The organism is Shinella sp. GW835-FHT14H05 (genome assembly GCF_058793575.1).
Genome location: NZ_JBXAFY010000002.1, coordinates 21,225 through 47,119, shown reverse-complemented (window position 1 = coordinate 47,119; position 25,895 = coordinate 21,225). Strand labels below are relative to the sequence as shown.

The following is a 25,895-nucleotide window of genomic DNA, read 5'->3' as shown; positions in this document are numbered from 1 at the left end:
GGAACCGGACTACGTGCGCGCCCGGCCCGTGATGGTGGTGGGCGCCATGCCGAAGCGGCGGCGGAATTCGGTGGCGAAATGCTGCGGCTGGTAGCCGACCTGCCGCGCGACATGGGCAATCGAGGTCTCGCCGCCTTCGAGGAGCAGCCGCGCGGCATCGAGCCGGCTCGTCTTGACGAAACCATAAACCGTGCTGCCGAACAGCGCCTGGAAGCCCGCACCGAGCTTCTTGGCATTCGTGCCCACCCGGCGGGCGAGCTCCGGTACGCTCGGCGGCGCGGCGAGTTCGGCAAGCAGGATGCTGCGTGCCTCGTGCAGACGGGCGATATCGCGCGCCGGCCAATTGGCCGCGCCGCCATGGTTGGGCACGGTCGCGTCGTCGAGAATATGCGCCACCATCTCCATGGCCTTGCCGGTCATGTAGAGGCGTCGGGCCGGGCCTTGCAGCGGGCAGCCGAGCATCTGCCAGGCGATCATGCGCGCGGCCTCCGGCAGCGCCAGGCGCGGGTCCGGCGTCTTGCGGGCGATCAGCGACAGCGTATCGCCCCCCATCAGCGGTTCGGCCATCTCCTCCTCGATCTGCACGAAGACCGCCGCGACTCCGCCGTCGCGTAACACCACATGGCGCGTGTGCACATTGTCGCTGGCGGAAAAGATCGTGCCGCCGCCGCTCTGCCAGAGATGCGAGCCAAAACCCTCCTGCTCCACCGAAAGGCTGCCTTCCAGCAGCGTGCCGATCCAGTGGCCGGGCGGCGTCACGCTTTCCCAAACCATCTCCCGGCGCACGGGCGAGGTTTCCAGAAAGATGTTGAGGCCGCAGGCGCGGATGATCTCCACGATAGTCTCCGGGGGAGAGGGTTTTTTCGTGGGAGACGATCACAATATATGAGTTTGTTAGTCAAGTTAAATCGTCATATCTGTGCCCTTATGGACCGATGTCGAGCGGCGGTTCCGCACTGTCGCTCGACGACCTCCACCGCGAAGTGGGCTTGATGCAGAGCTTCCGTTCAGGCGTTCAGGAAGGGGGCGTTTTCTCTGAGGTGGATGACCGTCGGGCCATCTGCGGCGAAGGCGGCTTTGACGGCGGCTTCCAACTCCTCGAAGCTTGTCGGCTCGGCGGTCCGGCAGCCATAGGCCTCCGCCAGCTTGACGAAATCCGGATTGTGCTGGTTGACGCCGATGGTCGGGATGTCGCGCGCGATCATGCCGTCGCGGATCTGGGCGAGGCTGTCATTGTTCCACAGGATGATGGCGAGCGGCAGCTTGTTTTCCACCGCCGTGCCGAGTTCCTGGAGCGTGAACTGGAAACCGCCGTCGCCGACGATCACGGCGACCGGTGTCTCGGGGCTCGCGATCTTGCCGCCGATCGCCGCCGGCAGGGCATAACCGAGTGTGCCGAAGCCGGCGGGGAAATGCCAGGTGCGCGGCAGGGCGCTGCGATAGAAGGCGTAGCCGGTATAGGCGAGCTGCGTCATGTCGGTATAGACGACGCCGTTGTCGGGGATGGCGTTGCGCAGGCTGTCGAGCACGCGCACATGTTTCTGTTCGAGCGGCGTCAGCCCGTCGCGCTCGGTGGCGCGCAGTTCGGCGATGGCATTGCTGTCCTTGAAGCCGGTGGCTGCGGAAACTTTCTCCGCGATTACCGCGACGGCCAGTTTCGAATCCGCTTCCATGGCGACGTCCACGTCGTAGTCGCGCACCAGCGTCGCGGGGTCGATGTCGATGCGGATGATCTTGCCGTTCATCGGCAGCGGGCCGTCGAGCCAGATGTCCGGTTCGGCAAGCTCGGTGCCGATCAGCAGCACCGCATCGGCATCGCACACGAAATCCTGGGTGGCGCCGCGGTCGACCGTCACTTCCAGGGCGAGCGGGTGGTCGTCCGGCAGGATGCCCTTGGCGGCGATGGTCGGCACCACGGCCGCGCCGATCTTTTCCGCCAAGGCGCGGACCTCGGCGGCTGCGGAGACCGCACCGCCGCCGGCGAGGATCACCGGTCGTTTCGCGGCGTTGAGGATGGCGGCCGCCGCCTCGACCTGTGCGGCATCAGGTGCACGGCGCCGCGCGGTGGTGCGACGGGTGGCCGGCTTGTCGTCCGGTGCCTTGAAGACGTCGAGCGGGATGGAGACATGCACCGGGCGCGGGCGGCCGCTGTCGAAGAGGGCGAAGGCGCGGGCGATGTATTCGCGCACCTGATCTGGGCTCGTCGCGGTCTCGGAGAAGGCGGTGAGGGGGCGGGTGACGGCCGACTGGTCCGTGATCTCGTGCAGCATGCCGCGGCCCATGCCGAGATCCTTGTTGGCGGCGACTGAGGTGATGACCAGCATCGGCACGCTGTCGGAATAGGCCTGGCCGATCGGGGTTGCCGCATTGGTGACGCCGGGGCCGGAAATCAGCACACAGACGCCCGGCTTGCCCGACATGCGGGCATAACCGTCGGCCATGAAGCCGGCGCCCTGTTCATGGCGCACGCCGATATGGCGGATGCCGGCGGCACCCATGCCGCGATAGGCTTCGAGCGTGTGCACGCCCGGCATGCCGAAGACGGTGTCGACGCCATAGGCCTTCAAGATCTGCATTAGGCGGCTGCCGCAGGAAATGGTCTCGTTCATGATGAAATTCCGTTCGATTTTCAGGGTTTTGCGGCGTCTTCGAGGCCCGTCCAGATGGAGCCGTATTCGTCGGCGACCACCATCAGGCTCGCGCCGAGCTCCTTGGCGAAGGCGCGCTCGGCGCGCGACCAGGCGGGCATGATCCAGGGTTTCCCCGCTTTTTCAGCAGCTTGCGCGATCTTTCTAAGGTCTGCCTTGTCCGCATCCGTGTTGCGATAGGCGCCACGGCCGGAATCGAGCGAGAGGTCGCTCGGGCCGACGAAGAGGCCGTCGACGGTCGGCAGCGCGAGGATCGCCTCGACATCCTTGAGGGCAGCGGCCGACTCAATCATCGGATAGCAGCGCGTCTTGGCGTTTTCGTTGTCGTAGTATTCCGGCTTCACGCCGCCATAGCGGGCGGGGCGGGTGCCGGAGAAGCTGCGCGTGCCGAGCGTCGGGTATTTGGCCGAGGCGGTCACGCGGCGCGCATGCTCGACATCGCCGATATGCGGGATGATGACGCTGTCGGCGCCCATGTCGAGCGCCTGCTGGATCGGGATCGCCTCCGGTCCCAGCACCTTGGCGTGCATGGTCATGCCGAGCGCCTTGCCGAGGGCGAGGATGCGGTCCAGCGCTTCGAGGTCGAACAGGCCGTGTTCGATGTCGAGCACGATATGCCGGTAGCCGATGTCGCGGGCGATCTCGATCATCGCCTGGTGCGGGGTCGAGAGCCAGACGGCGAGAGTGTCGAGCGTATCAGCCATGGGCGGCTCCATCCTTCTTCTGCCGGTCGGCGATCATGCCGGCGATATCGACCAGTTCCTGCAATGTGGCGCCGGCATTGATGCGCGCCACCCAGCTTCCTTCGTCTTCCTGGTCGGCGAGCGCGATGTCGGCGATACCGGCCACCTGGTCGGGCGGCAGCACGAGGATGCCGCAGTCGTCGGCAAGGATCGCATCACCCGGATTGATGGTGACGCCGCCGCAGGAAACGGGGATGTTATAGCCCCCGCCGAGATTGAGCAGCTTCGTCGTGATCGGCGAAACGCCGCGCGCCCAGGTCGGCACGCCGGCCTCGCGGATCGCGGCCGGGTCGGTGATCATGCCGTCGACGATGACGGCGGCGAGCTTGCGCTCCTTGGCGACCGCGGCCATGAAGCCGCCCCAGGCGGCGTGGCGCTCGTCGCCCGCCCGGTCGATCACGAGGATATCGCCGGGGCGCACGCGGTCCATCGCGTGATAGAGCAGGGTGGAATCCGGGCCGGGGATCGACACGGTCTGCGCGGTGCCGGCCACCCGCACGCCATCGATCAGCGGGCGCAGGTCATTGCGCATGAAACGGTCGTGCAGGTAGTGGCCGACGGTCGCGGCCTCGACGCGGGCGAAGCGGGCGAGAAGGCCGGCGTCGAGCTGCGGCGCAGGGTCGGCGATCCTGTAGGATTTGATCGACATGATGAAAGAAGATCCTATTGCGTGAGGAGTCTGATGGCGGAGGGGACGCAGGCGAGCGTGGCCGGCGCGCCGGGTTGCGGCATCGGCCGATCGCCGTTGCGCACGCGGGCATGCAGGCGGGTGCCGTCGGCGAGCACGAGCGCGTAGACGGTGTCTGTGCCGATATAGACGGCCTCGCCGAGCGCGCCGGAAAAGCGGGCCGACCCGCCGGCCTCGCCCTCGACGAAATGCAGCGCCTCCGGGCGGATGGCGAGCGTGCATACATCGCCGGGCTGCAAGGGCAGGGTGCAGGGGAAATCGATCCGGCTGCCGGCGGCGTCCAGAGTGAACTGATCACCGGTGCGGGCGGCGATGCGCGCCTCGATCAGGTTCATGTCGCCGATGAAGCCGGCGGTGAAACGGTTGGCCGGACGCTCGTAGATCTCGACCGGGCCGCCCACCTGCTGGACGACGCCGTTGTTCATCACGGCGATACGGTCCGACATGGTCAGCGCCTCCTCCTGGTCATGCGTGACGAAGATGAAGGTGATGCCGAGGCGGCGTTGCATCTCCTTCACCTCCATCTGCATCTCGCGACGCAGTTTGAGGTCGAGCGCGCCGAAGGGTTCGTCGAGGAGCAGCACGGAGGGGCGGTTGATCAGCGCACGGGCGAGCGCGATGCGCTGCTGCTGGCCGCCGGAAAGGGCTGAGGGCTTGCGGTCGATGGCATGGGTCATGTGCACGCTGTCGAGCGCGGCTTTTACGCGATCGCGGATCTCGTCCTTCGCGACACCCTTTACCGAAAGGCCGAAGCCGACATTCTCGCCGACGTTCAGATGCGGGAAGAGCGCATAGCTCTGGAACACGGTGTTAACGTTGCGCTGGTGCGCCGGCACGCCGGTGACGTCGCGGCCATCGAGCAGAAGGCGGCCGGAGGTCGGTTCCTCGAAGCCGGCGATCATGCGCAATGTCGTCGTCTTGCCGCAGCCTGACGGGCCGAGGAAGGTGAAGAACTCGCCCGCTTTTATCGTCAGGTTCAGGCGATCGACGGCATAGGCCGTCTCGGCTCCGGTGCCGAAGGCCTTGCGGATGTCGATCAGTTCGATGGCGGCACGGCTGACGCCGGCCGGCTCTGTCGTGGTGTCAGGCGGCATATCGTTCTGGAACTCGCTCAGGGAAAGGGGCGGCCGGCAAACCGGCCGCCGATGGTTTGGGCCGCCGTTACTGGGCGGTCTTCACCTTGGTCCAGCCATCCTGGTAGAGTTTTGTGGCATCGCCGACATCGAGAATGAAGTCGGCCTTCATCAGCTTGTCTTCCGGCGGATAGATGGCGGCGTTTCCTGCTGTTTCCTTCGGCAGGAGCGCCTTGGCCTTGTCGATGACGGTTGCCGATTTCGAGAGATCCGCCGCCTTGGCGGCGACGTCCGGCCGCATGATGTAGTCGATGAACTTGTAGGCTTCCTCGACGTTCTTCGCCGATGTCGGAATGGCGAAGCCGTCGATCCACATCGAGCCGCCTTCATCCGGAATGACGTATTTGACCTTCGGATTGGTCACCATCACCTGCGCGATGGAACCGTTCCAGCCCTGCACGATGCAGGCTTCGCCCGAGGCGAGCAGGTCGCCGTAATTGGTGCTGTTGTAACCGCCAAGCACCTTCTTCTGCTCGATGAGGGACTGGGTCGCCTTCTCGATTTCCTCCGGCTTGGTGGTGCCGGCATCGAAGCCGTTGACCTGGAGGCCAGCGATATAGGCTGCCAGCATATTGTCGAGCATGTAGATGCGGCCTTCATACTGCGGGTCCCACAGCGCCTTCCAGCTCGTCGGCGGCGTCTTCACGCAGTCCTCGTTATAGGCAAAACCGGTGGTGCCCCAGATATAGGGTACCGACCATTTCTGGCCGGGATCGTAGGAGACCTCCTTGAAGGGCGCGCCAAGATTGCCGATGTTCGGGATCTTGGCGTGATCCAGTTCCTGCAACAGGCCCTGCTTGGCGAGCACCTGCACGGTGTACTGGCTGGGTTCGATGAGGTCGTAGCCGCTGGCGCCGGCCGACAGCTTCGCCATCATCGTCTCGTTGGAGTCGTAGGTGTCGAAGGTCACCGTGATGCCGGTCTCCTTCGCGAAGTCGTCGACGATTTCCTGCGGCACTTCGCCGGACCAGGCATAGATGTTGAGCTCGGCGGCCGAGGCGCCGGAGGCGATGGCGACCAGGCTGACCGATGCAAAAAGTGTTCTCCAGTTTTTCATTGCGCATTCCCCATTTCTTGGTTGGTGGTTCTTATGATTGTTTGCGGATCGTCTTGAGGTAGCGGCTCATGACGACCAGGATGACCAGCACGTTGACCGCGATCAGCATGGCGCCGAGCGCATTGATCTTCGGCGTGAGGCCGGACTTCAGCGTGGCGTAGATCTGGATCGGCAGTGGCGTCGAGCCGACGCCCGAGACGAAGGTCGAGACGACGAAGTTGTCGAAGGAGATCACTGCGCAGAGCAGGAAGGCCGAGAGGATGGCGGGCGCCAACAGCGGCAGCGTCACGCGCAGGAAGGCCTGCTTGCCGTTGGCGCCGAGATCGGCGGCCGCCTCGTCGAGCCGCGGATCGAGGCCGGAGGCGGCGGCGCGCACGATCAGGAAGCTGAACGGGATCGACACGAGCACATGGCCGGCGATCAGGGTGCCGTAGCCGAGGGGCACGCCGGTCCAGACGGTCGCGACGAGCAGGCCGACGGCGAGCACGATTTCAGGCAGCACCAGCGGCGCGATGATGAGCGTTGAGAACAGGTTCTTTCCCGCGAAGGGGCGCTTGACCACGGCGAGTGCGGCACTTGTGCCGATCATCGTTGCAAGCGCGGCCGAGGCGATGGCGACGATGACGCTGACCTGCAGGCCGGCCCTGAGCCCGCGGTCGCGCAGCGCTTCCGCGAACCAGGCGAGCGAAAAGCCCTCCCAGACCACGGTCGAACGGCCGGCATTGAAGGCGTAGATGACGAGGACCAGGAGCGGCGCGAAGAGGAAGATATAGCCGATCAGCGTGGCGGCGGGCACGTAGAGCGCGATGAGCTTCCTCATGTCCGCGCCTCCTCGACGGAGCGCAGCACGCGCATGTAGCAGACGATGATGCCCGACGAGATGACCAGCAGCACCACAGAGACGGCGGCACCCAGCGGCATGTTGCGGAAATCGAGGAAGAGCTGGACGATCAGGTTGCCGAGAATGATGCTCTTGCCGCCGCCGAGCAGGACGGGGATGGCATAGACGCCCATGGCCGGCACGAAGACGAAGAGGATCGCCGCCATCACGCCCGGCAGCGACAGCGGGAAGGTGACCCGCCAAAAGGATTGCAAGGGCGTCGCGCCGAGATCGTCGGCGGCTTCCAGCAGCCGTTTGTCGAGGCCGTTCAGCGCGGCATGGATTGGCAATACCGTGGTCGGCAGGAAGGCATAGAGCATGCCGACGAGCACGGCCGGATAGGTGCCGATCATGCGGATCGGCTGCTCGATGAAGCCGAGGCCGAGGAGCGCGCTGTTGATCGTGCCGTTGCGGCCGAGCAGCACCATCCAGGCCGACATGCGCACGATGAAATCGATCCAGAAGGGAATGAGCAGCAGCGCCAGCAGCAGCCCGGCATGGCGTCCGGCGCGCAGCGCGATGAAATAGGCGATGGGATAGCCGACCAGCAGGCAGACGACGGTGGAGACAGCGGCAAGCTGGAGCGAATTCAGGAAGATCGGCAGGTAGATGGCCTGGAAAAGCTCGCGGTAGCTCGCCAGCGTGAAGCCGAATTTCGCACCGCCATAGGTATCCTGCTCGGCGAAGGAAAAGGCGATGACGATGAGGATCGGGATAACGAGCAGGAGGATGGCGCTGAGGAGGGACGGCGCGAGAAGCGCCAGTGTCACGAGATTGCCCCGGCGCGCGGCGATCATTTCCGTGTCTCCATGCGCGTCTGACGGGAGGGCTCGACGGGGCGGATGAGGTTCGTCGCGCTGACCGAGAGGTGCCCCCGCATCGCCGCCTCCGCCCTGTCGGGATCGCGGCTGGCGAGCGCCTCATGGATCACCACCATGTCGTTCAGGTCTTCGAAAAGCAGCGCGACGGGCATGCGCGAGACATAGAGGCTGCGCACCGACAGCGCATAAAGCCGCGTCAGCGCCTGCATCAGGTAAGTGTTGCCGGAGGCCTCGGCGATCAGCTTGTGCATCTCCTCGTCGATGCCGAGATGCCATTCGATCTCCATGCGCTTGGCTTCGACGCCGGCGCGCGCCTCCTCGATCAGCCCGGCCAGACGGTCGAGCTGGGCATCGCTGATGCGGGTGGCGGCGAGTCGCGCGGCCCAGAGCTCGGCCTGGAGGCGGAATTCCTGGAGCTGGAAGAAATCGGTGGCCGAGGTGGAGGAGACGAAATAGCCGCGCTGCGGCACCGCCAGCAACAGATCCTCTTGCGCGAGCCTCTGCAGGGCCTCGCGCAACGGCGTCCGCCCGACCGCCAGCCGCTCCATGCACTCCTTCTCGTCGATCGGCGAGCCCGGCAGCAGTTCCGCCTTGATGATGGCGGTACGAAGCCCGTGATAGGCGACGTCGCTCAGGCGCATTTTCTTGGTGGAGAGAGGCTGCACTTTGGGTCGCTTTATAAAATATATTTTTAAGATATCATCTGAATATTTGCTGTCAACGACCTCTTTGAAGGATCGCGAAAAACGCAAAAAGCCGCTTCATCGGCTGGCGACCGATGGGCGGCGCGGTGCGCTTGCCTGCCAGCTGGCAGGCAAATCAGAAGTAGAGACGGAATAGGCGGTTACAGCCGGCCGTAGGCGCCGCCCGCGCCGGTAATGGCGGCGAGGAAGCTCGCGAGGCCGGCGGAGCGCAGCGGGAGGTAGGGTTTGCCCTGCGCACGGCACAGGCGTTTTACCAGGCCGACGGCGCTGTGGCTGATATGATCGACCGGAAACAGGATGGTCGACGCCTGTCCGACAAGTGCCGGCAGCAGCGTCGTGCTGTCCTCCATGCCGCCATCATGCAGCAGGAGGTCGACATTTCGGCTTTCGGCATAGGCGCGCAGGTGATCGAAGAGATTACGCCGGCCGCCGACATAGAGCACGGGGCCTGCCGGTTGCGGGCTCGCCTGGCTGCCGCCGGCCTGGAGCTGCGCGGTCACGGCCGCTTCGAGCGCCTCATTCTCCCTGAGGATCGAATGGCTGTGGTCCTGCAACTGTTCGAGTTCGCGCTGCAAGGCGCGGCACCGTTCCGCGGCCTCGGCGAGGCGCTGGGATAACGCGTTGGCGCGCGCAGCTTCGGTTTCTACGCGTTCGGCGGGGTTGCCTTCGTCCGAGCGTGCGCGCTGGCCGAAGGGTGCGGCGGTCGCTTCCGCCTGCACGACCCGCTCTTCGAGCTGCCGGATGCGCTGGCGGAGCGCGACGCGCTCGTCGGCGGCGACGGCCAGCCGCTTTTCCTGGCGCTCGCCTTTGTCCTTCTCCTGTTCCAGTTCCTTTTCCAGCCGCGTCAGCCGGGCGAGATCGAGGCGACTCGCGCTGCCGACGAGATGCGACAGCATGTGGACTTCGCCGAAAATATCGCGGATCAGCGCCGGCGGGCTCGCCGGATGGCTCATCAAGGCCCAGTAGGGGCCGGCAATGTCGCCGCGATCAAAACTTTCCCGCCAGATCCGCCGCAGTTCCTGCTCGTCGGCCTGCAGCGGAATGCGCTTGATGCTCACCTCATGGCGCTTGTCGAGCGCCTTGTTGAGGAGTTTTGCCGCGAAATCCCGTTGCCCGGCGGTGCGCACGCCGCGGCCGTGCAGAGTGTGGTCCGTGGCAGTTCGCGCATCCTCCTGCCCGGCCTTGGCGAGAAGCTGGCGAAGCTCGCCCGTCGTGAGGCAGGTTCCGACGATCGAGCAATGAAAGGTCGAGGGGATGTCCCAGGTTTTCAGGCGCTGCGACCCGGCCTTCACGGCAACCTCCTCCGACGCAGCTTCGACGGGAAGCAGCAGCCTGGGGGAGGAGAGGGAGTGCGGGCGCGGCAAGGTCGGCATGGGATGTCCAGCGGATCGTATAACGTTATATTCCATAAAACATAACGTTTTGGAAGAGCGCACCGGAGTAGGACGGGTGTTGCCTTGCTGTCAGGAACCGACGATATATTTGCCTCACTATATCGCGGGAGAGAGTCCATGCCGGTCTTGCGCTGCCTTTTTGTCTTCGTCGTCTTCCTCGCATTTGTTCTGCCTGCCGCGGCGCGCACGATCACCGATGCGGCCGGGCGGACCGTCGAGGTGCCGGACAAGATCGAGCGGGTGCTGGCCGCCGGTCCGCCGGCCTCGGTGCTCGTCTATGTGCTCGCGCCGGAAAAGCTCGCCGGCTGGGTGCGCGAGCCGAAGGGCGAGGAAAAGGCCTTCCTGCTCCCGTCCGTCCGTGACCTTGCGACCTTCGGGCAACTGACGGGCAAGGGGGGCACGGCGAATATAGAAGCGGTGCTGGCGGCCAGGCCCGACATCATCATCGACGTCGGCACGGTCAACCCGACCTATGCCTCGCTTGCCGACAAGGTGCAGGCGCAGACCGGCATCCCCTACATCCTGATCGACGGCGCCTTCGCGAAGAGCGCCGAAACGCTGCGGGAAACCGGCGCCATCCTCGGCGTCTCTGAGCGGGCGGAGACCCTTGCGGCCTATGCCGAAGCCAGGCTCGCCGCGATGGAGAAGGGCCTCGCCGGAATTCCCGAGGACAAGCGCCCGGCGGTCTATTATGGCCGCGGCGCGGAGGGGCTGGAAACGGGCCTCGCCGGCTCGATCAACATGGAGATTCTCGAAGCGGCCGGTGCCAGGAACGTCGCCGCCGCCGCCGGCAAGGGCGGCCTCACCCAGGTGTCGCTCGAACAGATCCTGTCGTGGAAGCCGGATGTCATTCTCGCCGCCTCGCCGAAATTTGCCGCGAGTGTGAAGAGCGACCCGCTCTGGGCGGAACTCGAAGCGGTCAAGGCGGCACGCATCCATGTCACGCCCAACCTGCCTTTCGGCTGGATTGATTCACCGCCCGGCATCAACCGCCTGATCGGCATCGCGTGGCTCGAACACACGCTCTACCCCGAGGTTTTCCCGGGCGCGCTCGATCAGGAGGTGCGGGACTTCTTCAAGCTGTTCTACCAGGTCGGGCTGGACGACGCCCAGCTTGAGACCTTGCTGGGACCTGGCAAGGCGGCTGCGAAGTAGATGCGCGACAAGGCCGCCCTGCCGAAAGGGCAGGGCAGGCTCTTCGTCGGCGCGGGCCTCATTGCCGTACTGCTGCTTGCCGCCCTCTCCATGATGGTCGGCAAATATGGCAGCGGGCCTAGGCCTGTGTTCGATGCGCTGCGGCAGCTGTTGACGGGCGAGGGCGCGGACCCTGTCCTTTCGACGGTTCTGTGGAATGTGCGCCTGCCGCGCGTGGTGGCGGCGGTGATCGTGGGGGCGTCGCTTGCCGCGGCGGGGGCGACCTATCAGGGGCTGTTTCGCAACCCGCTGGTCTCGCCGGACTTGCTCGGCGTGTCGGTCGGCGCCAGCCTCGGCGCGGTTCTGGGCATCTTCCTGTCGCTGCCAGTGCTGGCCATCCAGCTGGCCGCCTTCGCCGGCGGGCTTGTCGCCGTGCTCGCGGTCTCGGCGATCGGCGCGCTGGTGCGCGAGCGTGATCCGGTGCTGACCCTGGTGCTGGCCGGCATCGCCATCCAGGCGCTGATCGGCGCCGGCATCTCGCTGATCAAGGTGCTCGCCGATCCCTATGACCAGCTGCCGGCGATCACCTACTGGCTGCTCGGCAGCATGACGGCGATCACGCGGTTCGACGTGCTGTCGATCCTGCCGGCCGTCGTGCTCGGCCTCGTGCCGCTCGTGCTGCTGCGCTGGCGCATGAATGTCATGACGCTCGGCGAGGAAGAGGCGCAGACGCTCGGCATCGACACGCTGAAGACGCGCATTGCGCTGATCGCCGGCGCGACGCTGGTGACGGCGGCGACGGTCTCCGTCACCGGCATCGTTGGCTGGATCGGGCTGATAATCCCGCATGTCGCCCGCATGCTGGTCGGCCCGGATTTCCGCCGCCTGTTGCCGGCTGCCATGCTGCTCGGCGCCGCCTATCTCCTCGTCGTCGACATGCTGGCGCGCTCGATCGCGACGATCGAGGTGCCGCTCGGCATCCTGACGGCAGTGGTCGGCGCGCCATTTTTCCTCTGGCTGCTCATTGCCGGAAAACGAGGCTGGTCATGACGCTCGCGCTGAAATCGCTCGCCTTCGGTTACCGGGATCGCGAAATCGGCCACGCGGTCAGCCTGTCATTGGCGGAGGGCGAGGTGTTGGCGCTTCTCGGCGCGAACGGCGCCGGCAAGACCACGCTGTTCAAGACCATGCTCGGCCTCCTGCCGATCCAGGCCGGCGAGGTCACGCTCGATAGCAAGCCGCTCTCGGCCTGGTCGCGGCGCGAGCGGGCGCTGCGCATCGCCTATGTGCCGCAGGCCCATGCCGCACCCTTTCCGTTCACGGTTCGGGATGTCGTACTGATGGGCCGTGCCGCGCATCTCAGGGCCTTTGCAATGCCGGGTGAGCGCGACCGGGCGATTGCGGATGCTGCCCTCGAAAGCCTCGGCATAACGGTGCTCGCCGACACGCCCTGCACCGAGATCAGCGGCGGCGAGCGGCAGCTTGCGCTCATCGCCCGGGCGCTGGCGCAGCAGGCGCGCATCATCGTGATGGACGAGCCGACGGCCAATCTCGACTACGGCAACCAGATGCGGCTGCTCGCCCATATCCGCACGCTGGCCGGCCAGGGCCTCGCCATCGTGCTCTCCACGCACAATCCGGACCACGCCTTGCAGGTGGCCAACCGCGTGGCGCTTTTGAAGGACGGCACGCTGATGGCGCTCGGCGCGCCGGCGGAGACCCTGACGCCGCAGAGGCTGAAGGACATCTACGGCATCGACGTGGTGATCGGCCGGGTCGAAGGCAGCGAGGCGCTGGTCTGCGCGCCGCGCGCCTGAGCGACGCATGCTTGCCAGCCGCGTTTCGCGGGTCTATCGACGATAGCTCGTACCCAGCCGAGGAACTGCCATGCACGATATCCGGAAAATCGAGGCCGCAGACAAGCCGAGCTTCTACCGCGACCTCATCGCCCAGGCCGAGGGCCTGCTGCATGGCGAACGCGACGCCATCGCCAATGCGGCGAACCTCTCCGCGTTGATCTACGATGCCGTCGCCGATCTCAACTGGGCCGGCTTCTATTTCCTGAAATCCGCCGACGAACTGGTGCTCGGCCCTTTCCAGGGCAAGGTCGCCTGCGTGCGCATCCCCGTCGGCAAGGGCGTGTGCGGCAGCGCGGTCGCCGAGGGGCGCAGCCAGCTCGTGCCGGACGTGCACGCCTTCCCCGGCCACATCGCCTGCGACGCCGCCTCGCGCGCCGAACTCGTCGTGCCGCTCGTCTGGGACGGCCGGATTTTTGGCGTGCTCGATCTCGACAGCCCGCTGCCGGGCCGCTTCACAGAGGAAGACCAGACCGGCTTCGAGGCGCTTGCCGACCTTTACCTCAACGCCAGCGATCTCTGACGGCAGGAGTCAACCCACTGCCGCCAGCCCCGCATCCAGCCCCTCGGCGATTGTGGCGATATCCTTCGCCGTGACGATCAGCGGCGGGGAAAGGATGATCATGTTGCCGGACACGCGCAGCATGACGCCGGCGTCGTAGGCGGCGTCGGCGATCCTTGCCATGGTCTTCTTGTCGACCGGCTTTTTCGTCGCGCGGTCGGCGACGATTTCGAGCGCCGCCATCAGCCCCTTGCCGCGCACGTCGCCGACAGCCGGGTGTTTCGTCTTGAGGGCTTCCAGCGCCGTCGCCAGTTCCGCACCACGCGCGGTGGCGTTTTCGTTCAGTGCGAGGCGCTTGGTTTCAGCGAGCGCCGCAAGACCGGCGGCGCAGCCAACGGGGTGGCCGGAATATGTGTAGCCGTGGCCGATGGCGCCAAAACTGGTCTTGTCGGCCTCGAACACCTCGGCCACCTTGGCGGAGATCAGCGTGGCGCCGAGCGGGAAATAGCCCGACGTGATGGCCTTGGCGATGGTCATGAAATCCGGCTTGACGCCCGTCAGCCGCGAACCCGACCAGGCGCCGGTGCGCCCGAACCCGGTCACCACTTCATCGGCGATCAGCAGGATCTCGTGCCGGTCGCAGATGTCGCGCACCAGCGGCATGAAGCTCTCATGCGGGACGATGACGCCGCCGGCGCCGAGGATGGGCTCCATGATGAAGGCGGCGATGGTGTCGGCGCCCTGGAAGGCGATCTCTTCCTCGATTGCACGGGCGCAGAGGGCGGCAAGTTTTGCCGGGTCCGTCTCGTCGAAGGGATTGCGATAGGTCCAAGGGGCGGGCGTGTGGAAGACGCCAGGCATCAAGGGCTCGTAGTTGCGGCGGAAATTGGCATTGCCGTTGACCGAAGCGCCGCCGAAATGCGTGCCGTGATAGCCCTTCTTCAGCGCGAGGAATTTCGTGCGGTCGGCCTGGCCGCGGATCTTCCAATATTGCCGCGCGAGGCGAAGCGCCGTCTCCACCGAATCCGAGCCGCCCGACGTGAAGAAGCTGCGCACCATGCCCTCCGGCTCGAACCATTGCGCCAGTTCGTAGGCGAGCTCGATGGAAGGGCCGGTGGAGGTGCCGCGGAAGCCGGAATAATAGGGCAGGGCGTCGAGCTGCCTTGCGATCGCCTGCTTGATGGGGTCGCAGCTATAGCCGAGATTGACGTTCCACAGGCCGCCGACGGCATCGAGCACGGTGCGGCCGTCGATATCCGTCACCATCGCGCCTTCGCCCTGCATGATGACGCGCGGCGGCGAGGCGCGCATTTCTGCCGGATGTGCCATCGGGTGCCAGATCGGCTTTGCATTGTTCTCGCTGAGGAAATTGATGTCGCGCATGGCTCAGATACTCTCGTGGCGGATTTCGGGTGAAGGCAGGCCGAACGGGGCGAGCGCTGCGGCATAGGAACGGGCGGGCTCTGCGACGTCGAACCATACCGTGCGCATGCCGGCGGCGACAGCGCCGTCCACATTGCGCTTCTGGTCGTCGACGAAGACGCAGGCTTCGGCGGGGAGGTCTAGTGTCTCGCAGACGGCGGCATAGGCGCGCGGGTCCGGCTTGAGGATGCCGGTATAGGTGGCATCGACGATGGTTTCGAACAACGAGAGCAGCGGCAGGCGTTGCCGGAAATCCTCGCCGTAGAACAGGTCGAGTTCGTTGGAGAGGATGGCGAGGCGGATGCCGCTTTCGTGTGCCGTGCGGATGGCGTGCACGGCCTCCGGGCGGATGACGGCCTGCGGATCGGCGCCGCGGGCGCGGCGCACGAAGGCCGACATGTCCGTCCAGTCCTCGCCGACCAGCCGGCCGACCTCGCTCGTGCGAGTCTTCCAATAGTCGCGCTCGCTGATCTCGTCGGCCTGCATGGCGCGCCAGAGCGGATCGGACGCCGGATCGAACGGCCCGCGCCAGACGAGCGTGCCGGGCGGCAGGCCGAGCGCCCTTTCGCTGAGCGTATGCGTCTCGAACAGCGTTTTGGTGACGACGCCGCCGAAATCGAGCACCAGTGCGGCCGGTTTCGTCATCATGCCACCCCCGGACGAACGATGCCCTCGGCCACCCAGCGGTCGAAGATCTCCAATGCTTTGGCGCAGAAGGCATCGTCATTGATGTGGCCGGCGATCTCGTGCAACTCGACACTATCCGGAATACTTTCGCGCATCTGATCGACGAAGGCCGCGAGCGCGTCGGGCTCGTGCAGCGGTTCGCCCTCCTGGTCCCATTGCTGGAGGCCGCCGGTGGGCAGGATGAAGGCGGTGGCGCCGGTCGCGGTCGCCAGCTTTTCGGCGATGGCGCGGGCGATCTCCCGGCGTGTCTCGCCGTCTGAGGTGACCGAGGCGAGCAGGCGGTTGTGCGCGTGGTAGGGACGCTCGGCGAAACGCGCCGGCACCGGCTGCCAGGTCGGGAAGTCCACCATGTCGATGGCACCGGGCGCGACGATCTGCGGAATGCCGCTGCGGCCGGCATTTTCCAGGCGGTCGGGGCCGGAATTCACCACCGAGCCCATATGCTGGTTGGCGACTTCCTGCAGGGAGAAATCGAGCACCGCGGCAAAGCCGCGTTGTGCGGCGATCGCCTCTAAAGCTCGGCCGCCCATGCCAGTGGTGTGGAACACGACGACCTCATAGCCGCGCCGCTCCAGCGCCGGTTTCAGCGTCACCATGTATTTCAGGCAGCTTTTGCCGAGCGAACTCATGCCGACGATCGGCCGCTCCGCCTGCGGACGTACCACGGCCCTTGCGGCGCCAACCACCGCGCCGCAGGCCTGCGAGAGCACGGCCTTGCATGTGCTGTTCAGGCCGTAAAGGCCGCCCGCCCACAGGATCATCATCAGGTCGGTCGCGATGCGGTCAGGCGGCACCAGATGGGAGTAGGCGATGGTCGAGACGACGAATTTCGGCACGCCGAGCGGCAGGGCCAGCGCCACGTCAAGGGCGAGATCGGTGCCCATCGTGCCGCCGAGCGCGATGACGCCGTCGATCTCGCCGCGGTCGTAGAGGGCGCGGGCGAGCCGAGATGCGCCGAGCGCCATCAGCGTCATGGCGCTGTTTTCGTCGCCGCTGTTGGCGATGGCGTCGACGGTCGTGCCGGCGGCTTCTGCGACGGCATGGCGGTCATGTTCGGGCCGATAGGGCGGGTCGCCGAGCACGCTGACATCCATCATGACTGCGCGGCCGTCGACGGCTTCGATGCGCTCGCGCATGAAGGTCAATTCGTCGGCCTTGGTGTCTCCGGTGCCGATCACCAGGATGCGTGGACGTCCCTTTCTGACCATGCCGCTGCCTCCTCCAAGGCGTAACTTACTTCACATGTGAATTAACTTGACAGCAAGCCGGTTCGTTTGCAAGTCTATAGTCAAAATGATGGTTCAATAAATGAACCGATGGGAACGCGGATATCCTGTCCGCACTGTATGGGAGAAAAGCAGCATGACTCGATTTCTCACCCTTGCGCTCGCCACGACGACGCTCGCCGCCGCCCTGGCAATGCCGGCTTACGCGGAATATCCCGAGCGTCCGGTCACCTTCATCGTTCCCTGGCCTCCGGGCGACCTCGAAGACCAGCGGACCCGCATCATCGCCGACACGTTTACAGCCAGTGCCGGCGCGCCGGGCAAGGTCGTCAACCGGCCGGGTGGCGGGGCGGTGGAAGGCGCGACCGCCGTCGCCCAGTCGGATCCGGACGGGTACACGGTCGGCTCGCTGGTCATCGACGTGCCGACCATGCATGTCATCCAGGGCAACGCGCCTTATGGCCGTGACGCCTTCGAGCCGGTCGGCATCTTCCTGACCTATCCCTTCGCGCTCGTCGCCAAAAAGGATGCGCCCTATGACGATCTTGCCGGCCTTGCCGCCTATGCCAAGGCGAACCCGGTCAAGCTCGGCCATTTCGGCTACGACCTGATCCCCACCATGGCGACCTTCGCCGCAGCCAAGAAGCTCGGCTTCGCCTTCGGCGCCGACGCGGCGTTCAACTCGCTCGATTGCTCGACGCTCGCCAATGGCGACGCCGACGTGATGAATACGACCATGGCGACGGTGCTGTCCTGCCTCGACGACGTCAAGGTGCTGGCGACCTATACGGACGCGCCGCTCTCGATCAAGCCAGAGGCGAAACTGCTGTCCGAGCAGGTGCCGGGGCTCAACATCACGCTGTGGAACGGCCTCTTCGTGCCGAAGGGCACGCCGCAGGAAATCAAGGACAAGATCGCGACCATCGCCGAAGAAGCGATGAAGAGCGACCGGGCCAAGGCCGTCTCCGAGGCGACCGGCGCCGGCGTCTACTGGATGAATGCGGCGGATGCCGCCGCGCGCATCGACAAGGACTATGCCGCCGCCGAAGAACTGGTGAAGGATCTGAAGAAGTAGGCCGGCCCTTCCAATCCATCTGAAAAGCGCGAGGGACAACGACCATGGACGAGCAGGGCCAGAACCAGGAATTTCCGCCGGGCGAAGCGGTGGCGGCGGTGGGGCTTGCCTGCCTCGTCATCGCCGTGGGGCTTGTGCTCCTTCTGCCCTTCGCCACCCATGTGCAGCCGGCCGACAAGGCCTGGTTCCTTTCGCCGCGCAACATTCCCATCCTCGGTATCGCCATGATCGGCCTGCCGGGGCTGGTGCTGACGCTGCGGCTGCTGCGCGGCTGGCGGCTTTCGCCCGATCCGCATGCCTATCTCGGCCGCGCGCGCTCGGCGTTCGGCGATCTGCTGCCGGCCTTCGGCTACACCGCTCTATTCTGCCTCTACATGGCGGCGATCCCGATCCTCGGTTTTGCGATCTCCACCCTGCTGTTCGGCCATGCCTGCCTATGGGCCTCCGGCCTCCGCAGCCGGCGCTGGATGGTGTGGAACCTCGCCTTCGCCGTGGTGATCGTGGTGTTGCTGCGCGGTGTCATGGGCCTGTGGTTCCCTCACGCGTCGATCTTCACCTGGCTTCCGGGCGGCATCGGCAACCTCATCGGCCCCTATCTGTAGGAACCCGCCGCCATGGACTCCATCATTCTCGGCTTCGAGAACATCGCGCATTTCAACGTCCTCCTGGCGCTGGTCGCTGGCGCCTTCATCGGCATCCTGATCGGCGCGGTCCCCGGCCTGGAGCCTGCCGGCGCCATGGCGATCCTGCTGCCCTTCACGCTCGGCATGGAGCCGCTTGCCGGCGTCACCCTGCTGCTCGGCACCTATGGCGGCGCGTGGTATGGCGGTGCGATACCGGCCATCCTGATCAAGGTGCCCGGAACGCCTGTCAACGTGCTGACGACCTATGACGGCTACCCCATGGCGCAGCGCGGCGAGGCGCACCGCGCGCTGTCGCTCGCTTATTCCTCCTCCTTCATCGGCGGCACGATCAGCGTGCTGGCGCTGGTGGTACTGGCGCCCTACCTCGCAACCATCGCCACCCATTTCGGCGCCGTCGAATATGCCATGGTGGCGCTCGTCGCGATCGTCTCGGTGCTCTTGGCGCACCAGTCGCAGGGGCTTATGGCGGTCATCTCGCTCGGCTTCGGCATCCTGCTCGGCACGGTCGGCTTCGAGCGCTTCTTCAACACACAGCGCTTCACCTTCGGCGAACCGTTCCTGATGGGCGGTATTCCCCTTGTGCCGGCAGTGATCGGGCTCTTCGCCATGTCGCAGGCCTTCGTGCTGCTACGCACGCCGGGCTACAAGCGGGCGGCGTCCTCCGCCGTCTATCACAACCGGTTTCGCGGCCTGCTCGAAGCGTTGCGCTATCCGCGCACGCTGGGGCGCTCCGCCGGGCTCGGCGTCACGATGGGCCTGCTACCCGGTGTGGGCGAGTTCGGCGCGCAGTTCCTCTCCTATTCGCTCGCCAAGCGCGCCTCGAAGACGCCGGAACAGTTCGGCAAGGGCTCTCCCGAAGGGCTGATCGCCTCCGAGGCGTCGATCAGCGCCTGCACCTCCACCACGCTGGTGCCGCTGCTGGCGCTCGGCATCCCGGTCGATCCGTTGATGGCGATGATCCTCTCGGTCTTCATGATCCACAATTACATTCCGGGTCCGCAACTGTTCGCCCAGCATCCGGAATTCATCTCCGGCCTCTATATCTCGCTGTTCCTGCTCAACATCGTCATCCTCGGCATCCTGCTCTTCGCCACGAAACCGATCATGAGGCTTGCGCGCATCGAGCCGCGTTTTATAGGCATGACCGTTCTCGTGCTCTCGCTGGTCGGTTGCTACACGCAGAACTACCGCATCTCGGACGCGCTGATCGCCGTCTTCTTCGCCATCGTCGGCAAGATCATGCTGCGCAACGACATTCCGGGCTTTCCCCTCGTCATCGGCCTCGTTCTCGGGCCGCTGTTCGAAAACCGCATGATGCAGTCGCTGGCGCTCTCCAACGGCGACCTGAGCATCTTCATCACCCGGCCGATCGCCGCCGTGCTGCTCGCCATCTCGTTGCTGGGTCTCACCATCTTCGCCATCGGCCTGTGGCGCGCGCGCCCCGTGGTGGCGGTCGCGCCCGCCAATCCATAGGACAAGACCCATGAACCAAGCCGAGATCGACGCGCTGCGCGGCAGACCCGTCGCCCCGCAGGGCCTGTTTATCGCCGGAGCCTGGACGGAGCCGTTGAGCGGCGGGCAACTCGATGTGCTCTCGCCGATTGACGGCACGGTACTCACCACCATCGCCGACGCCGGTCCCGAAGATGTCGACCGCGCCGTCCGCGCCGCCCGCATCGCCTTCGAAAAGGGGTCCTGGTCGCGCATGGCACCTGCCGGGCGCAAGAAGGTGCTCTTAAAACTCGCCGACCTCATCGAGGCGCATGCACTGGAACTCGCGGTGCTCGGCGTGCGCGACAACGGCACCGAGATTTCGATGGCCTACAAGGCGGAGCCGCTCTCGGCCGCCGGCACCTTCCGCTATTATGCGGAGGCGATCGACAAGGTCTATGGCGAGATCGCGCCGACGCAGGCCGACGTGCTGGGGCTCATCCACCGCGAGCCGCTCGGCGTGGTCGCGGCCATCGTGCCGTGGAATTTCCCGATGATGATCAGCGCCTGGAAGGTGGCGCCAGCATTCGCCGCCGGCAATTCGGTCGTGCTGAAGCCGGCGGAAGTGGCGTCGTTGACGCTGCTGCGCCTCGGTGAGCTTGCGGCGGAAGCGGGCCTTCCCGAGGGTGTGTTCAACGTGGTCACCGGGCGGGGCAGCGTCACCGGCGAGGCGCTCGGCCTGCATATGGATGTCGACGCTATTGCTTTTACCGGTTCGGGCGGTGTCGGGCGCCGGCTGCTCGAATATTCCGCCCGCTCGAACCTCAAGCGCGTGCATCTCGAACTCGGCGGCAAGTCACCGAACATCGTCTTCGCCGATGCGCCGGATCTCGACCAGGCAGCAAAAATCTCGGCCTTCGGCATCTTCCGCAATTCCGGCCAAGTCTGCGTCGCGGGATCGCGTCTCCTCGTACAGGCCTCGGTCTACGACCGGTTCATGGAGAGGCTGGTGGCGGCGAGCCGCGGCATGAGGGTTGGCGATCCGCTCGACCTCGCCTCGGACGCCGGGGCCGTCAGCAGCGCCGAACAGCTCGCCAAGAATCTCGGCCATGTCGCGGCGGCGGAAGAGGACGGCGCGCGCTTGGTCACCGGCGGCAACCGCTTGAGAGAGGAAACGGGCGGCTACTACATGGCGCCGACCATTTTCGACGAAGTGACGCCGGCGATGCGGCTTGCGCGCGAGGAGGTGTTCGGCCCCGTGCTCGCCGTATCCCGTTTCGAGGACGAGGCGGAGGCGGTCCGGCTTGCCAATGCCACCGTCTACGGTCTGGCGTCGGCGGTGTGGACGACGAACCTCGCAACCGCCCACCGCATGGTGCGCGCGGTCCGCGCCGGCGTCGTGCATGTCAACACCTATGGCGGAGCCGATATCACCGTGCCGCTCGGCGGCTTCGGCCAGTCCGGCTTCGGCCGCGACAAGTCCCTGCATGCCTTCGACAAATATACCGATCTCAAGACGGCCTGGATCTCGCTCGGGTGAGGGGCTCGCCATTGAGACGCGCCGCGATCTCCCGCGCCGCCCGCATGACGGCCTCGCCCTGGACGGTCGCGACCGTATCGTCGACCCGCGAAAGCGGTGCCGCGACGGACAGCGCGCCCACCGCGTGCCCATCCGGCCCGAGCACCGGCGCGGCAATGCTGTGCACGCCTTCAGAATAGCCCTGTGCGCTGACGGAATAGCCACGTTCTGCCGCGAACCGCACCTGTTCGACGACTTTGTCTCGCGCGGTGAGCGTGTGGGGGGTGAATGCCTCCAGGCGTTTTGCCAGATAGGCCGCAACGAAATCCGGCGTCGTGAAGGCGAGGAAGGCGATGCCCGAGGCGGTGCCGTGCAGCGGCAGGATCTGGCCGGCGTCGACATTGACGCGGTTCGCCTGCGCGGAAAGCTCGACGCCGACGGTAAACAGTGCCCCGCCGCTGAATTCGGACAGATGCACGGTCTCGCCGGTCGCCGCAGCGAGGTCCTGCAGGACAGGCGTTGCGATGCGCGCGAAGGGGAAGTTCGCATCGCGGATTCGGGCGAGCCGCGAGAGACCGGCGCCCAGCCGATAATGGCGGGTGCCCGCCGCCTGCTCGACCAGCCGGTGCTCGGCGAGCGCCACCAGCAAGCGCCGTGTCGTCGCCTTGTTGAGGTTCGCGCGACGGGCGAGCTCCGACAGGCCGATTTCCGGCTCGGCCATGCTGAAAAGCTCCAGCAGCGCGGCGGCTTTCCCGACAGTGCTCATGCGGCATCCTCTCTGGCATCGACAAGATAGTTCGCATGTGAAGTATCTTGACAGGCCGGGTCCGGCCCGGCAATCTGGTTTCATATACAAAATGATGGTTCATATAATGAACCATCTGAAGGCGACTTTCAACCGCTGACTGGAGGAGATCGGCCGTGACGGTGATCGACCGCTTGCTCGACCGCGAGCAGGACCGTTTCAAGCGCGAGCACCCGCGCTCCTTCGCCGATTGGCAGGAGGGGCAGCGCCATTTCCTCTATGGCGGGCCGTCGCACTGGATGCGGCGCTGGGCCGGCGGTTTTCCCATTTACGTCGATGAGGCGAGCGGCGCCCATATCCGCGATGTCGACGGTCGAGACTATGTCGATTTCTGCCTCGGCGATACCGGCGGCATGTGCGGCCACGCGCCGGAGGCGGTGACGAATGCCGCCATGCGCCAACTTCGCCGCGGCGTCACCACGATGCTGCCGACGGAAGAAAGCCTGTGGGTCGGCGCGGAACTGACCCGCCGCTTCGGCCTGCCGTACTGGACGCTGACCACCTCGGCCACTGATGCGAACCGCGGCGCCATCCGCATCGCCCGCATGATCACCGGCCGGCCGAAAGTGCTGGTCTTTTCCGGTTGTTACCACGGCGGTGTCGAGGAGGCGCATGTCGAGCTCCGCGACGGCCGCGTCGGCATGCGCAACATGATCCACCCGAACGGCATCGATCATTCCGCCGTCTCGAAGGTGGTGGAGTTCAACGACGTGGAGGCGCTGGAACGCGCGCTTTCGGACCAGGACGTCGCCTGTGTGCTGACCGAGCCGCTGATGACGAATTTCGGCATGATCCCGGTTGCGGACAGGTTTCTTGAGGCCTTGCGCGACATCACCCAGCGCACCGGCACGGTGCTGATCATCGACGAGACGCACACGATTTCCAGCGGTCCCGGCGGCTATGCGCGCCTCAACGGCCTGGAGCCGGACATGCTGGTGGCGGGCAAGGCGATTGCCGGCGGTATCCCGGCGGGCGTCTTCGGCGTCTCGCAGGAGATCGCCGAGCGGCTCTGGGCGATCGTGCCGAAGGTCGATCCGCGCGTGCGCCAGTCCGCCCATCTCGGCATCGGCGGCACGCTGGCCGGCAATGCACTCACCATCGCCACCATGCGCGCGGTGCTGGAAGAGGTGCTGACGCCGGAGAATTTCGAGCGGATGATCGCCAATGCCTCGCGGCTGGCGGACGGCGCCCGCGCGATCATTGCGGAGAACCGTCTGCCCTGGCACGTCACGGAGATCGGCGCGCGGGCGGAAATCATGTTCATGCCCGAGCCGCCACGCAACGGCGCAGATGTCATCGCTGCCCGGCGCGGCGATCTGGAGACGCTGCTGCACGCCTTCTACATGAACGAGGGCATTCTGGTGACGCCCTTCCACACGATGTTCCTGATGTGCCCGGCGACGACCGCGGAGGACGTCGACCGCCACACCACGGTGTTCGGCCGCTTCGTGTCGTTGTTGCGCGAACCGGGGGTGGTTTGACCATGGTGCGACCCTTCGATCTCTCGGGCAGGGTGGCACTCGTCACCGGCGGCGGGCGCGGCATCGGCGCGGCGATCGTCACGCGGCTGGCCGCAGCCGGCGCCAAGGTCGTCATCGCTAACCGCACGGTCGAGGCGGGGCAGGCACTGGCAGCCGAGCTTTTGGCACGCGGGCTTGCGGTGAGCGCTGTGCCACTCGGAGATCTCGGCCGGAGCGGTGTTGCCCGACTAATCACCGAGACGGCGGAGGAGGTTGGCCGGCTCGACATTGTCGTGCACAATGCCGGCGGCTGCCCTTGGGCCAATATCGCGGATCTCGACGAGGACAAGCTGGAAGAGGCGCTGTCGCTCAACCTGAAGGCCTGCTTCTGGCTGGCGCAGGCGGCGGCACCCGTCATGCGCGCCAACGGTTTCGGCCGCATCCTCGTCACCTCGTCCGTCTCGGCACGAATGGCGATGGCCGGGGGCGTGCATTATTCGGCGGCGAAGGCCGGAGTGAATGCCTTCATCCGTGGGGCTGCCTTCGAACTGGCGCGCGACGGCATCACCGTCAACGGCGTCGAGCCCGGCTTCATAGAGAAGCCGGGGCGGGGCACGATGAGCCAGCCCGAGACGATGAAGAAGGCGAGCCGCTTCATCCCGATGGGTCGCTATGGCGAGGCCGACGACATTGCCTGCGCCATGCTTTACCTCGCCTCCGAACAGGCGAAATACACGACCGGCCAGACGATCGTCGTCGATGGCGGATCTAGCCTGCCGGAAACCGGTTTTGCCGTCGAACGGCATTGGGGGCTCGAATGAGCGGCCGACTGCAAGGCCGTACGGCGCTGGTGACAGGGGCCGCGACCGGCATGGGCCGCGCCACCGCCGAGCGATTTTCCCGTGAGGGCGCCGACGTCCTGCTGTTCGGTCTCGGCGGTGCCGCGCTCGATGCCGCGGCCGCGGCCTGCGGCGGCGTGGCGGTGCATGGCGACGTTACCGATGCCGGGGATGTTGCGACCGCGATCGCGGCTTGCGGCGACCGGCTCGACATTCTCATCAATGCCGCCGGCATCCTCATTCCCGACGAGCCGGAAAGCCTGACCAATGACGTTTGGCAAAAGACCTTTGCCATCAATGTGACGGGCGCGATGATGGCCTGTAGGGCGGCGCTGCCGCTCTTGAAACGGCAAGGCGGCGCAATCGTCAACATCGCCTCCGTTGGCGCCTTCAATGCCGGCGGCCAGAATGCCGCCTATTCGGCGAGCAAGGCCGCGCTGGTCTCCTATACGCGCAGCCTCGCCTATGCGCACGGGCCGGACGGCATTCGCGCCAACGCGGTCGCGCCGGGCTGGGTGCGCACGCCGATGAGCGAAGAGGAAATGCGCGAAGCGGCCCGGCTGAACGGCACGACGGCGGAGGCGGAATTTGCCGCGCTGACCGGCCGCATCGCGCTGAGGCGCGTCGCCGAACCCGAGGAAATCGCCGCCTGCTGCCTATTCCTCGCCTCGGACGAGGCGTCTTTCGTCACCGGCGCCGTGCTGGTGTCGGACGGTGGTGGGCGGGCGCCGGTGCAGAACCGGGCGGTGTGAAGCCGGACGGCTTCGCGGGCAGAAGCTCTGCGGCGGAGGCTTCGCCGCAGAACCCGGCAGCCCCAAGGCTACCCCTGTGCCGGCCGATGCGGTTTAAGCGGCGGCTTCTTCTTCTTTTTCTTCGGCGTCGTCCTGCTCGTCGTCTTCGCCTTCGGCTTCACCGGCTTCCCAGGTCAGCTGAAATTCGATTTCGGCGCGGCCGTCTTCGATCTCGAAGGCGATCGAGGCAGTGGCGTGCTCGGGAACGAGGACTTCTTCTTCGTCGATCTGGATCGAGAAACGCTCGTTCGATTCCAGCGTGTCTGCCAGCCGGCGGAGTTCTGCGACGAACTCCATCAGCGAATAATCCTTCTCGATTTCACGGTTGGCTTCCATGTCTCTCTCTCTCCTGTTTAAGAGTTGGCCTCTTCATAGAAACGTGGATTTGTAATGCCGTGATGACCGTATAATATTAAGTCTGTGACAGTGAAATCTT

Annotated in this window: 26 protein-coding genes; 11 read left to right on the top strand and 15 right to left on the bottom strand. The window is 65.8% G+C overall.

Annotated features, from left to right (window positions below):
- Nucleotides 1-9 precede the first annotated feature (9 nt).
- The 10 genes from AC1Q6Z_RS07670 to AC1Q6Z_RS07625 all read right to left on the bottom strand — a co-directional run bounded on the left by AC1Q6Z_RS07670 (nucleotide 10) and on the right by AC1Q6Z_RS07625 (nucleotide 10,047).
- A complete protein-coding gene (locus AC1Q6Z_RS07670; RefSeq protein WP_492647303.1) occupies nucleotides 10-837 on the bottom strand; it encodes a helix-turn-helix transcriptional regulator in 828 nt (275 codons plus the stop codon).
- 170 nt (nucleotides 838-1,007) lie between these two features.
- Complete coding sequence (locus AC1Q6Z_RS07665; RefSeq protein WP_492647302.1) at nucleotides 1,008-2,609, bottom strand: 5-guanidino-2-oxopentanoate decarboxylase; 1,602 nt, start codon at nucleotides 2,607-2,609, stop codon at nucleotides 1,008-1,010.
- A gap of 20 nt (nucleotides 2,610-2,629) precedes the next feature.
- Nucleotides 2,630-3,352, bottom strand: coding sequence for an HpcH/HpaI aldolase family protein (locus tag AC1Q6Z_RS07660; protein WP_492647301.1), 723 nt, complete (start codon nucleotides 3,350-3,352; stop codon nucleotides 2,630-2,632).
- Nucleotides 3,345-4,040 carry an RraA family protein gene (locus tag AC1Q6Z_RS07655; protein ID WP_492647300.1) on the bottom strand — a complete coding sequence of 232 codons (696 nt, stop codon included), beginning with the start codon at nucleotides 4,038-4,040 and terminating at the stop codon, nucleotides 3,345-3,347. Before AC1Q6Z_RS07655 ends, AC1Q6Z_RS07660 begins: the two co-directional genes overlap by 8 nt.
- 14 nt (nucleotides 4,041-4,054) lie before the next feature.
- Nucleotides 4,055-5,173 (bottom strand): ABC transporter ATP-binding protein, encoded by a 1,119-nt coding sequence (locus AC1Q6Z_RS07650; protein ID WP_492647299.1) that lies wholly within the window; start codon nucleotides 5,171-5,173, stop codon nucleotides 4,055-4,057.
- A 67-nt stretch (nucleotides 5,174-5,240) separates the two neighbouring features.
- Nucleotides 5,241-6,269: an ABC transporter substrate-binding protein gene (locus tag AC1Q6Z_RS07645; protein ID WP_256114487.1), complete on the bottom strand. Its 1,029-nt coding sequence runs from the start codon at nucleotides 6,267-6,269 to the stop codon at nucleotides 5,241-5,243.
- A gap of 31 nt (nucleotides 6,270-6,300) precedes the next feature.
- Nucleotides 6,301-7,089, bottom strand: a complete 789-nt coding sequence (locus AC1Q6Z_RS07640; RefSeq protein WP_492647298.1) for an ABC transporter permease — start codon at nucleotides 7,087-7,089, stop codon at nucleotides 6,301-6,303.
- Complete coding sequence (locus AC1Q6Z_RS07635; protein WP_439615128.1) at nucleotides 7,086-7,946, bottom strand: ABC transporter permease; 861 nt, start codon at nucleotides 7,944-7,946, stop codon at nucleotides 7,086-7,088. Before AC1Q6Z_RS07635 ends, AC1Q6Z_RS07640 begins: the two co-directional genes overlap by 4 nt.
- Nucleotides 7,943-8,635, bottom strand: coding sequence for a GntR family transcriptional regulator (locus AC1Q6Z_RS07630; RefSeq protein WP_492647297.1), 693 nt, complete (start codon nucleotides 8,633-8,635; stop codon nucleotides 7,943-7,945). The genes AC1Q6Z_RS07635 and AC1Q6Z_RS07630 overlap by 4 nt, the downstream gene beginning before the upstream one ends.
- Before the next feature lie 179 nt (nucleotides 8,636-8,814).
- Nucleotides 8,815-10,047 (bottom strand): DUF2325 domain-containing protein, encoded by a 1,233-nt coding sequence (locus tag AC1Q6Z_RS07625; RefSeq protein ID WP_492647296.1) that lies wholly within the window; start codon nucleotides 10,045-10,047, stop codon nucleotides 8,815-8,817.
- A gap of 138 nt (nucleotides 10,048-10,185) precedes the next feature.
- Between AC1Q6Z_RS07625 and AC1Q6Z_RS07620 the strand changes: the two genes are divergently transcribed.
- The 4 genes from AC1Q6Z_RS07620 to AC1Q6Z_RS07605 all read left to right on the top strand — a co-directional run bounded on the left by AC1Q6Z_RS07620 (nucleotide 10,186) and on the right by AC1Q6Z_RS07605 (nucleotide 13,581).
- Nucleotides 10,186-11,223: an ABC transporter substrate-binding protein gene (locus AC1Q6Z_RS07620; RefSeq protein ID WP_492647295.1), complete on the top strand. Its 1,038-nt coding sequence runs from the start codon at nucleotides 10,186-10,188 to the stop codon at nucleotides 11,221-11,223.
- Nucleotides 11,224-12,252 carry a FecCD family ABC transporter permease gene (locus tag AC1Q6Z_RS07615; RefSeq protein WP_492647294.1) on the top strand — a complete coding sequence of 343 codons (1,029 nt, stop codon included), beginning with the start codon at nucleotides 11,224-11,226 and terminating at the stop codon, nucleotides 12,250-12,252. It abuts the gene before it with no gap.
- Nucleotides 12,249-13,019: an ABC transporter ATP-binding protein gene (locus AC1Q6Z_RS07610; protein WP_492647293.1), complete on the top strand. Its 771-nt coding sequence runs from the start codon at nucleotides 12,249-12,251 to the stop codon at nucleotides 13,017-13,019. The genes AC1Q6Z_RS07615 and AC1Q6Z_RS07610 overlap by 4 nt, the downstream gene beginning before the upstream one ends.
- A 70-nt stretch (nucleotides 13,020-13,089) precedes the next feature.
- The gene (locus tag AC1Q6Z_RS07605; RefSeq protein WP_492647292.1) at nucleotides 13,090-13,581 is read left to right on the top strand and encodes a GAF domain-containing protein; all 492 of its coding nucleotides are present in this window, start codon (nucleotides 13,090-13,092) and stop codon (nucleotides 13,579-13,581) included.
- Nucleotides 13,582-13,590: 9 nt separating this feature from the next.
- Here AC1Q6Z_RS07605 and AC1Q6Z_RS07600 read toward each other — a convergent pair whose 3' ends face one another.
- Genes AC1Q6Z_RS07600 through AC1Q6Z_RS07590 form a run of 3 tightly spaced genes read right to left on the bottom strand, consistent with a single transcriptional unit; the run spans nucleotide 13,591 to nucleotide 16,877 of the window.
- Nucleotides 13,591-14,943 (bottom strand): aminotransferase class III-fold pyridoxal phosphate-dependent enzyme, encoded by a 1,353-nt coding sequence (locus AC1Q6Z_RS07600; protein WP_492647291.1) that lies wholly within the window; start codon nucleotides 14,941-14,943, stop codon nucleotides 13,591-13,593.
- 3 nt (nucleotides 14,944-14,946) lie between these two features.
- Entirely contained in the window at nucleotides 14,947-15,627 is a 681-nt protein-coding gene (locus tag AC1Q6Z_RS07595; RefSeq protein ID WP_492647841.1) for an HAD family hydrolase, read from the bottom strand.
- The gene (locus AC1Q6Z_RS07590; protein ID WP_492647290.1) at nucleotides 15,627-16,877 is read right to left on the bottom strand and encodes a Tm-1-like ATP-binding domain-containing protein; all 1,251 of its coding nucleotides are present in this window, start codon (nucleotides 16,875-16,877) and stop codon (nucleotides 15,627-15,629) included. Before AC1Q6Z_RS07590 ends, AC1Q6Z_RS07595 begins: the two co-directional genes overlap by 1 nt.
- 154 nt (nucleotides 16,878-17,031) lie before the next feature.
- Between AC1Q6Z_RS07590 and AC1Q6Z_RS07585 the strand changes: the two genes are divergently transcribed.
- Genes AC1Q6Z_RS07585 through AC1Q6Z_RS07570 form a run of 4 tightly spaced genes read left to right on the top strand, consistent with a single transcriptional unit; the run spans nucleotide 17,032 to nucleotide 21,585 of the window.
- Entirely contained in the window at nucleotides 17,032-17,970 is a 939-nt protein-coding gene (locus AC1Q6Z_RS07585; protein ID WP_492647289.1) for a tripartite tricarboxylate transporter substrate binding protein, read from the top strand.
- A 44-nt stretch (nucleotides 17,971-18,014) separates the two neighbouring features.
- Nucleotides 18,015-18,572 carry a tripartite tricarboxylate transporter TctB family protein gene (locus tag AC1Q6Z_RS07580; RefSeq protein WP_492647288.1) on the top strand — a complete coding sequence of 186 codons (558 nt, stop codon included), beginning with the start codon at nucleotides 18,015-18,017 and terminating at the stop codon, nucleotides 18,570-18,572.
- Nucleotides 18,573-18,584: 12 nt separating this feature from the next.
- Nucleotides 18,585-20,087: a tripartite tricarboxylate transporter permease gene (locus AC1Q6Z_RS07575; RefSeq protein ID WP_492647287.1), complete on the top strand. Its 1,503-nt coding sequence runs from the start codon at nucleotides 18,585-18,587 to the stop codon at nucleotides 20,085-20,087.
- Between the two features lie 10 nt (nucleotides 20,088-20,097).
- On the top strand, nucleotides 20,098-21,585 hold the full coding sequence (locus AC1Q6Z_RS07570; protein WP_492647286.1) for an aldehyde dehydrogenase: 1,488 nt from the start codon (nucleotides 20,098-20,100) through the stop codon (nucleotides 21,583-21,585).
- Here AC1Q6Z_RS07570 and AC1Q6Z_RS07565 read toward each other — a convergent pair.
- Nucleotides 21,557-22,330: an IclR family transcriptional regulator gene (locus AC1Q6Z_RS07565; protein WP_492647285.1), complete on the bottom strand. Its 774-nt coding sequence runs from the start codon at nucleotides 22,328-22,330 to the stop codon at nucleotides 21,557-21,559. The two genes, AC1Q6Z_RS07570 and AC1Q6Z_RS07565, sit on opposite strands and share 29 nt — an antisense overlap.
- Before the next feature lie 155 nt (nucleotides 22,331-22,485).
- Here AC1Q6Z_RS07565 and AC1Q6Z_RS07560 point away from each other — a divergent pair, with 155 nt between their 5' ends.
- Genes AC1Q6Z_RS07560 through AC1Q6Z_RS07550 form a run of 3 tightly spaced genes read left to right on the top strand, consistent with a single transcriptional unit; the run spans nucleotide 22,486 to nucleotide 25,420 of the window.
- On the top strand, nucleotides 22,486-23,850 hold the full coding sequence (locus AC1Q6Z_RS07560) for a transaminase (protein ID WP_492647284.1): 1,365 nt from the start codon (nucleotides 22,486-22,488) through the stop codon (nucleotides 23,848-23,850).
- Between the two features lie 2 nt (nucleotides 23,851-23,852).
- Nucleotides 23,853-24,650: an SDR family NAD(P)-dependent oxidoreductase gene (locus AC1Q6Z_RS07555; protein WP_492647283.1), complete on the top strand. Its 798-nt coding sequence runs from the start codon at nucleotides 23,853-23,855 to the stop codon at nucleotides 24,648-24,650.
- Nucleotides 24,647-25,420, top strand: coding sequence for an SDR family NAD(P)-dependent oxidoreductase (locus AC1Q6Z_RS07550; protein ID WP_492647282.1), 774 nt, complete (start codon nucleotides 24,647-24,649; stop codon nucleotides 25,418-25,420). Before AC1Q6Z_RS07555 ends, AC1Q6Z_RS07550 begins: the two co-directional genes overlap by 4 nt.
- Nucleotides 25,421-25,513: 93 nt before the next feature.
- On the opposite strand, the gene AC1Q6Z_RS07545 is transcribed toward AC1Q6Z_RS07550, so the two are convergent.
- A complete protein-coding gene (locus tag AC1Q6Z_RS07545; protein ID WP_435264994.1) occupies nucleotides 25,514-25,795 on the bottom strand; it encodes an amphi-Trp domain-containing protein in 282 nt (93 codons plus the stop codon).
- Between the last annotated feature and the right edge of the window lie 100 nt (nucleotides 25,796-25,895).

Excerpts from the sequence above, each read along its gene's own strand:
- AC1Q6Z_RS07665 (WP_492647302.1), bottom strand. The coding sequence starts at position 2,609 with ATGAACGAGACCATTTCCTGCGGCAGCCGCCTAATGCAGATCTTGAAG.
- AC1Q6Z_RS07660 (WP_492647301.1), bottom strand. The coding sequence starts at position 3,352 with ATGGCTGATACGCTCGACACTCTCGCCGTCTGGCTCTCGACCCCGCAC.
- AC1Q6Z_RS07655 (WP_492647300.1), bottom strand. The coding sequence starts at position 4,040 with ATGTCGATCAAATCCTACAGGATCGCCGACCCTGCGCCGCAGCTCGAC.
- AC1Q6Z_RS07650 (WP_492647299.1), bottom strand. The coding sequence starts at position 5,173 with ATGCCGCCTGACACCACGACAGAGCCGGCCGGCGTCAGCCGTGCCGCC.
- AC1Q6Z_RS07645 (WP_256114487.1), bottom strand. The coding sequence starts at position 6,269 with ATGAAAAACTGGAGAACACTTTTTGCATCGGTCAGCCTGGTCGCCATC.
- AC1Q6Z_RS07640 (WP_492647298.1), bottom strand. The coding sequence starts at position 7,089 with ATGAGGAAGCTCATCGCGCTCTACGTGCCCGCCGCCACGCTGATCGGC.
- AC1Q6Z_RS07635 (WP_439615128.1), bottom strand. The coding sequence starts at position 7,946 with ATGATCGCCGCGCGCCGGGGCAATCTCGTGACACTGGCGCTTCTCGCG.
- AC1Q6Z_RS07625 (WP_492647296.1), bottom strand. The coding sequence starts at position 10,047 with ATGCCGACCTTGCCGCGCCCGCACTCCCTCTCCTCCCCCAGGCTGCTG.
- AC1Q6Z_RS07620 (WP_492647295.1), top strand. The coding sequence starts at position 10,186 with ATGCCGGTCTTGCGCTGCCTTTTTGTCTTCGTCGTCTTCCTCGCATTT.
- AC1Q6Z_RS07615 (WP_492647294.1), top strand. The coding sequence starts at position 11,224 with ATGCGCGACAAGGCCGCCCTGCCGAAAGGGCAGGGCAGGCTCTTCGTC.
- AC1Q6Z_RS07610 (WP_492647293.1), top strand. The coding sequence starts at position 12,249 with ATGACGCTCGCGCTGAAATCGCTCGCCTTCGGTTACCGGGATCGCGAA.
- AC1Q6Z_RS07605 (WP_492647292.1), top strand. The coding sequence starts at position 13,090 with ATGCACGATATCCGGAAAATCGAGGCCGCAGACAAGCCGAGCTTCTAC.
- AC1Q6Z_RS07600 (WP_492647291.1), bottom strand. The coding sequence starts at position 14,943 with ATGCGCGACATCAATTTCCTCAGCGAGAACAATGCAAAGCCGATCTGG.
- AC1Q6Z_RS07595 (WP_492647841.1), bottom strand. The coding sequence starts at position 15,627 with ATGACGAAACCGGCCGCACTGGTGCTCGATTTCGGCGGCGTCGTCACC.
- AC1Q6Z_RS07590 (WP_492647290.1), bottom strand. The coding sequence starts at position 16,877 with ATGGTCAGAAAGGGACGTCCACGCATCCTGGTGATCGGCACCGGAGAC.
- AC1Q6Z_RS07585 (WP_492647289.1), top strand. The coding sequence starts at position 17,032 with ATGACTCGATTTCTCACCCTTGCGCTCGCCACGACGACGCTCGCCGCC.
- AC1Q6Z_RS07580 (WP_492647288.1), top strand. The coding sequence starts at position 18,015 with ATGGACGAGCAGGGCCAGAACCAGGAATTTCCGCCGGGCGAAGCGGTG.
- AC1Q6Z_RS07575 (WP_492647287.1), top strand. The coding sequence starts at position 18,585 with ATGGACTCCATCATTCTCGGCTTCGAGAACATCGCGCATTTCAACGTC.
- AC1Q6Z_RS07570 (WP_492647286.1), top strand. The coding sequence starts at position 20,098 with ATGAACCAAGCCGAGATCGACGCGCTGCGCGGCAGACCCGTCGCCCCG.
- AC1Q6Z_RS07565 (WP_492647285.1), bottom strand. The coding sequence starts at position 22,330 with ATGAGCACTGTCGGGAAAGCCGCCGCGCTGCTGGAGCTTTTCAGCATG.
- AC1Q6Z_RS07555 (WP_492647283.1), top strand. The coding sequence starts at position 23,853 with ATGGTGCGACCCTTCGATCTCTCGGGCAGGGTGGCACTCGTCACCGGC.
- AC1Q6Z_RS07550 (WP_492647282.1), top strand. The coding sequence starts at position 24,647 with ATGAGCGGCCGACTGCAAGGCCGTACGGCGCTGGTGACAGGGGCCGCG.
- AC1Q6Z_RS07545 (WP_435264994.1), bottom strand. The coding sequence starts at position 25,795 with ATGGAAGCCAACCGTGAAATCGAGAAGGATTATTCGCTGATGGAGTTC.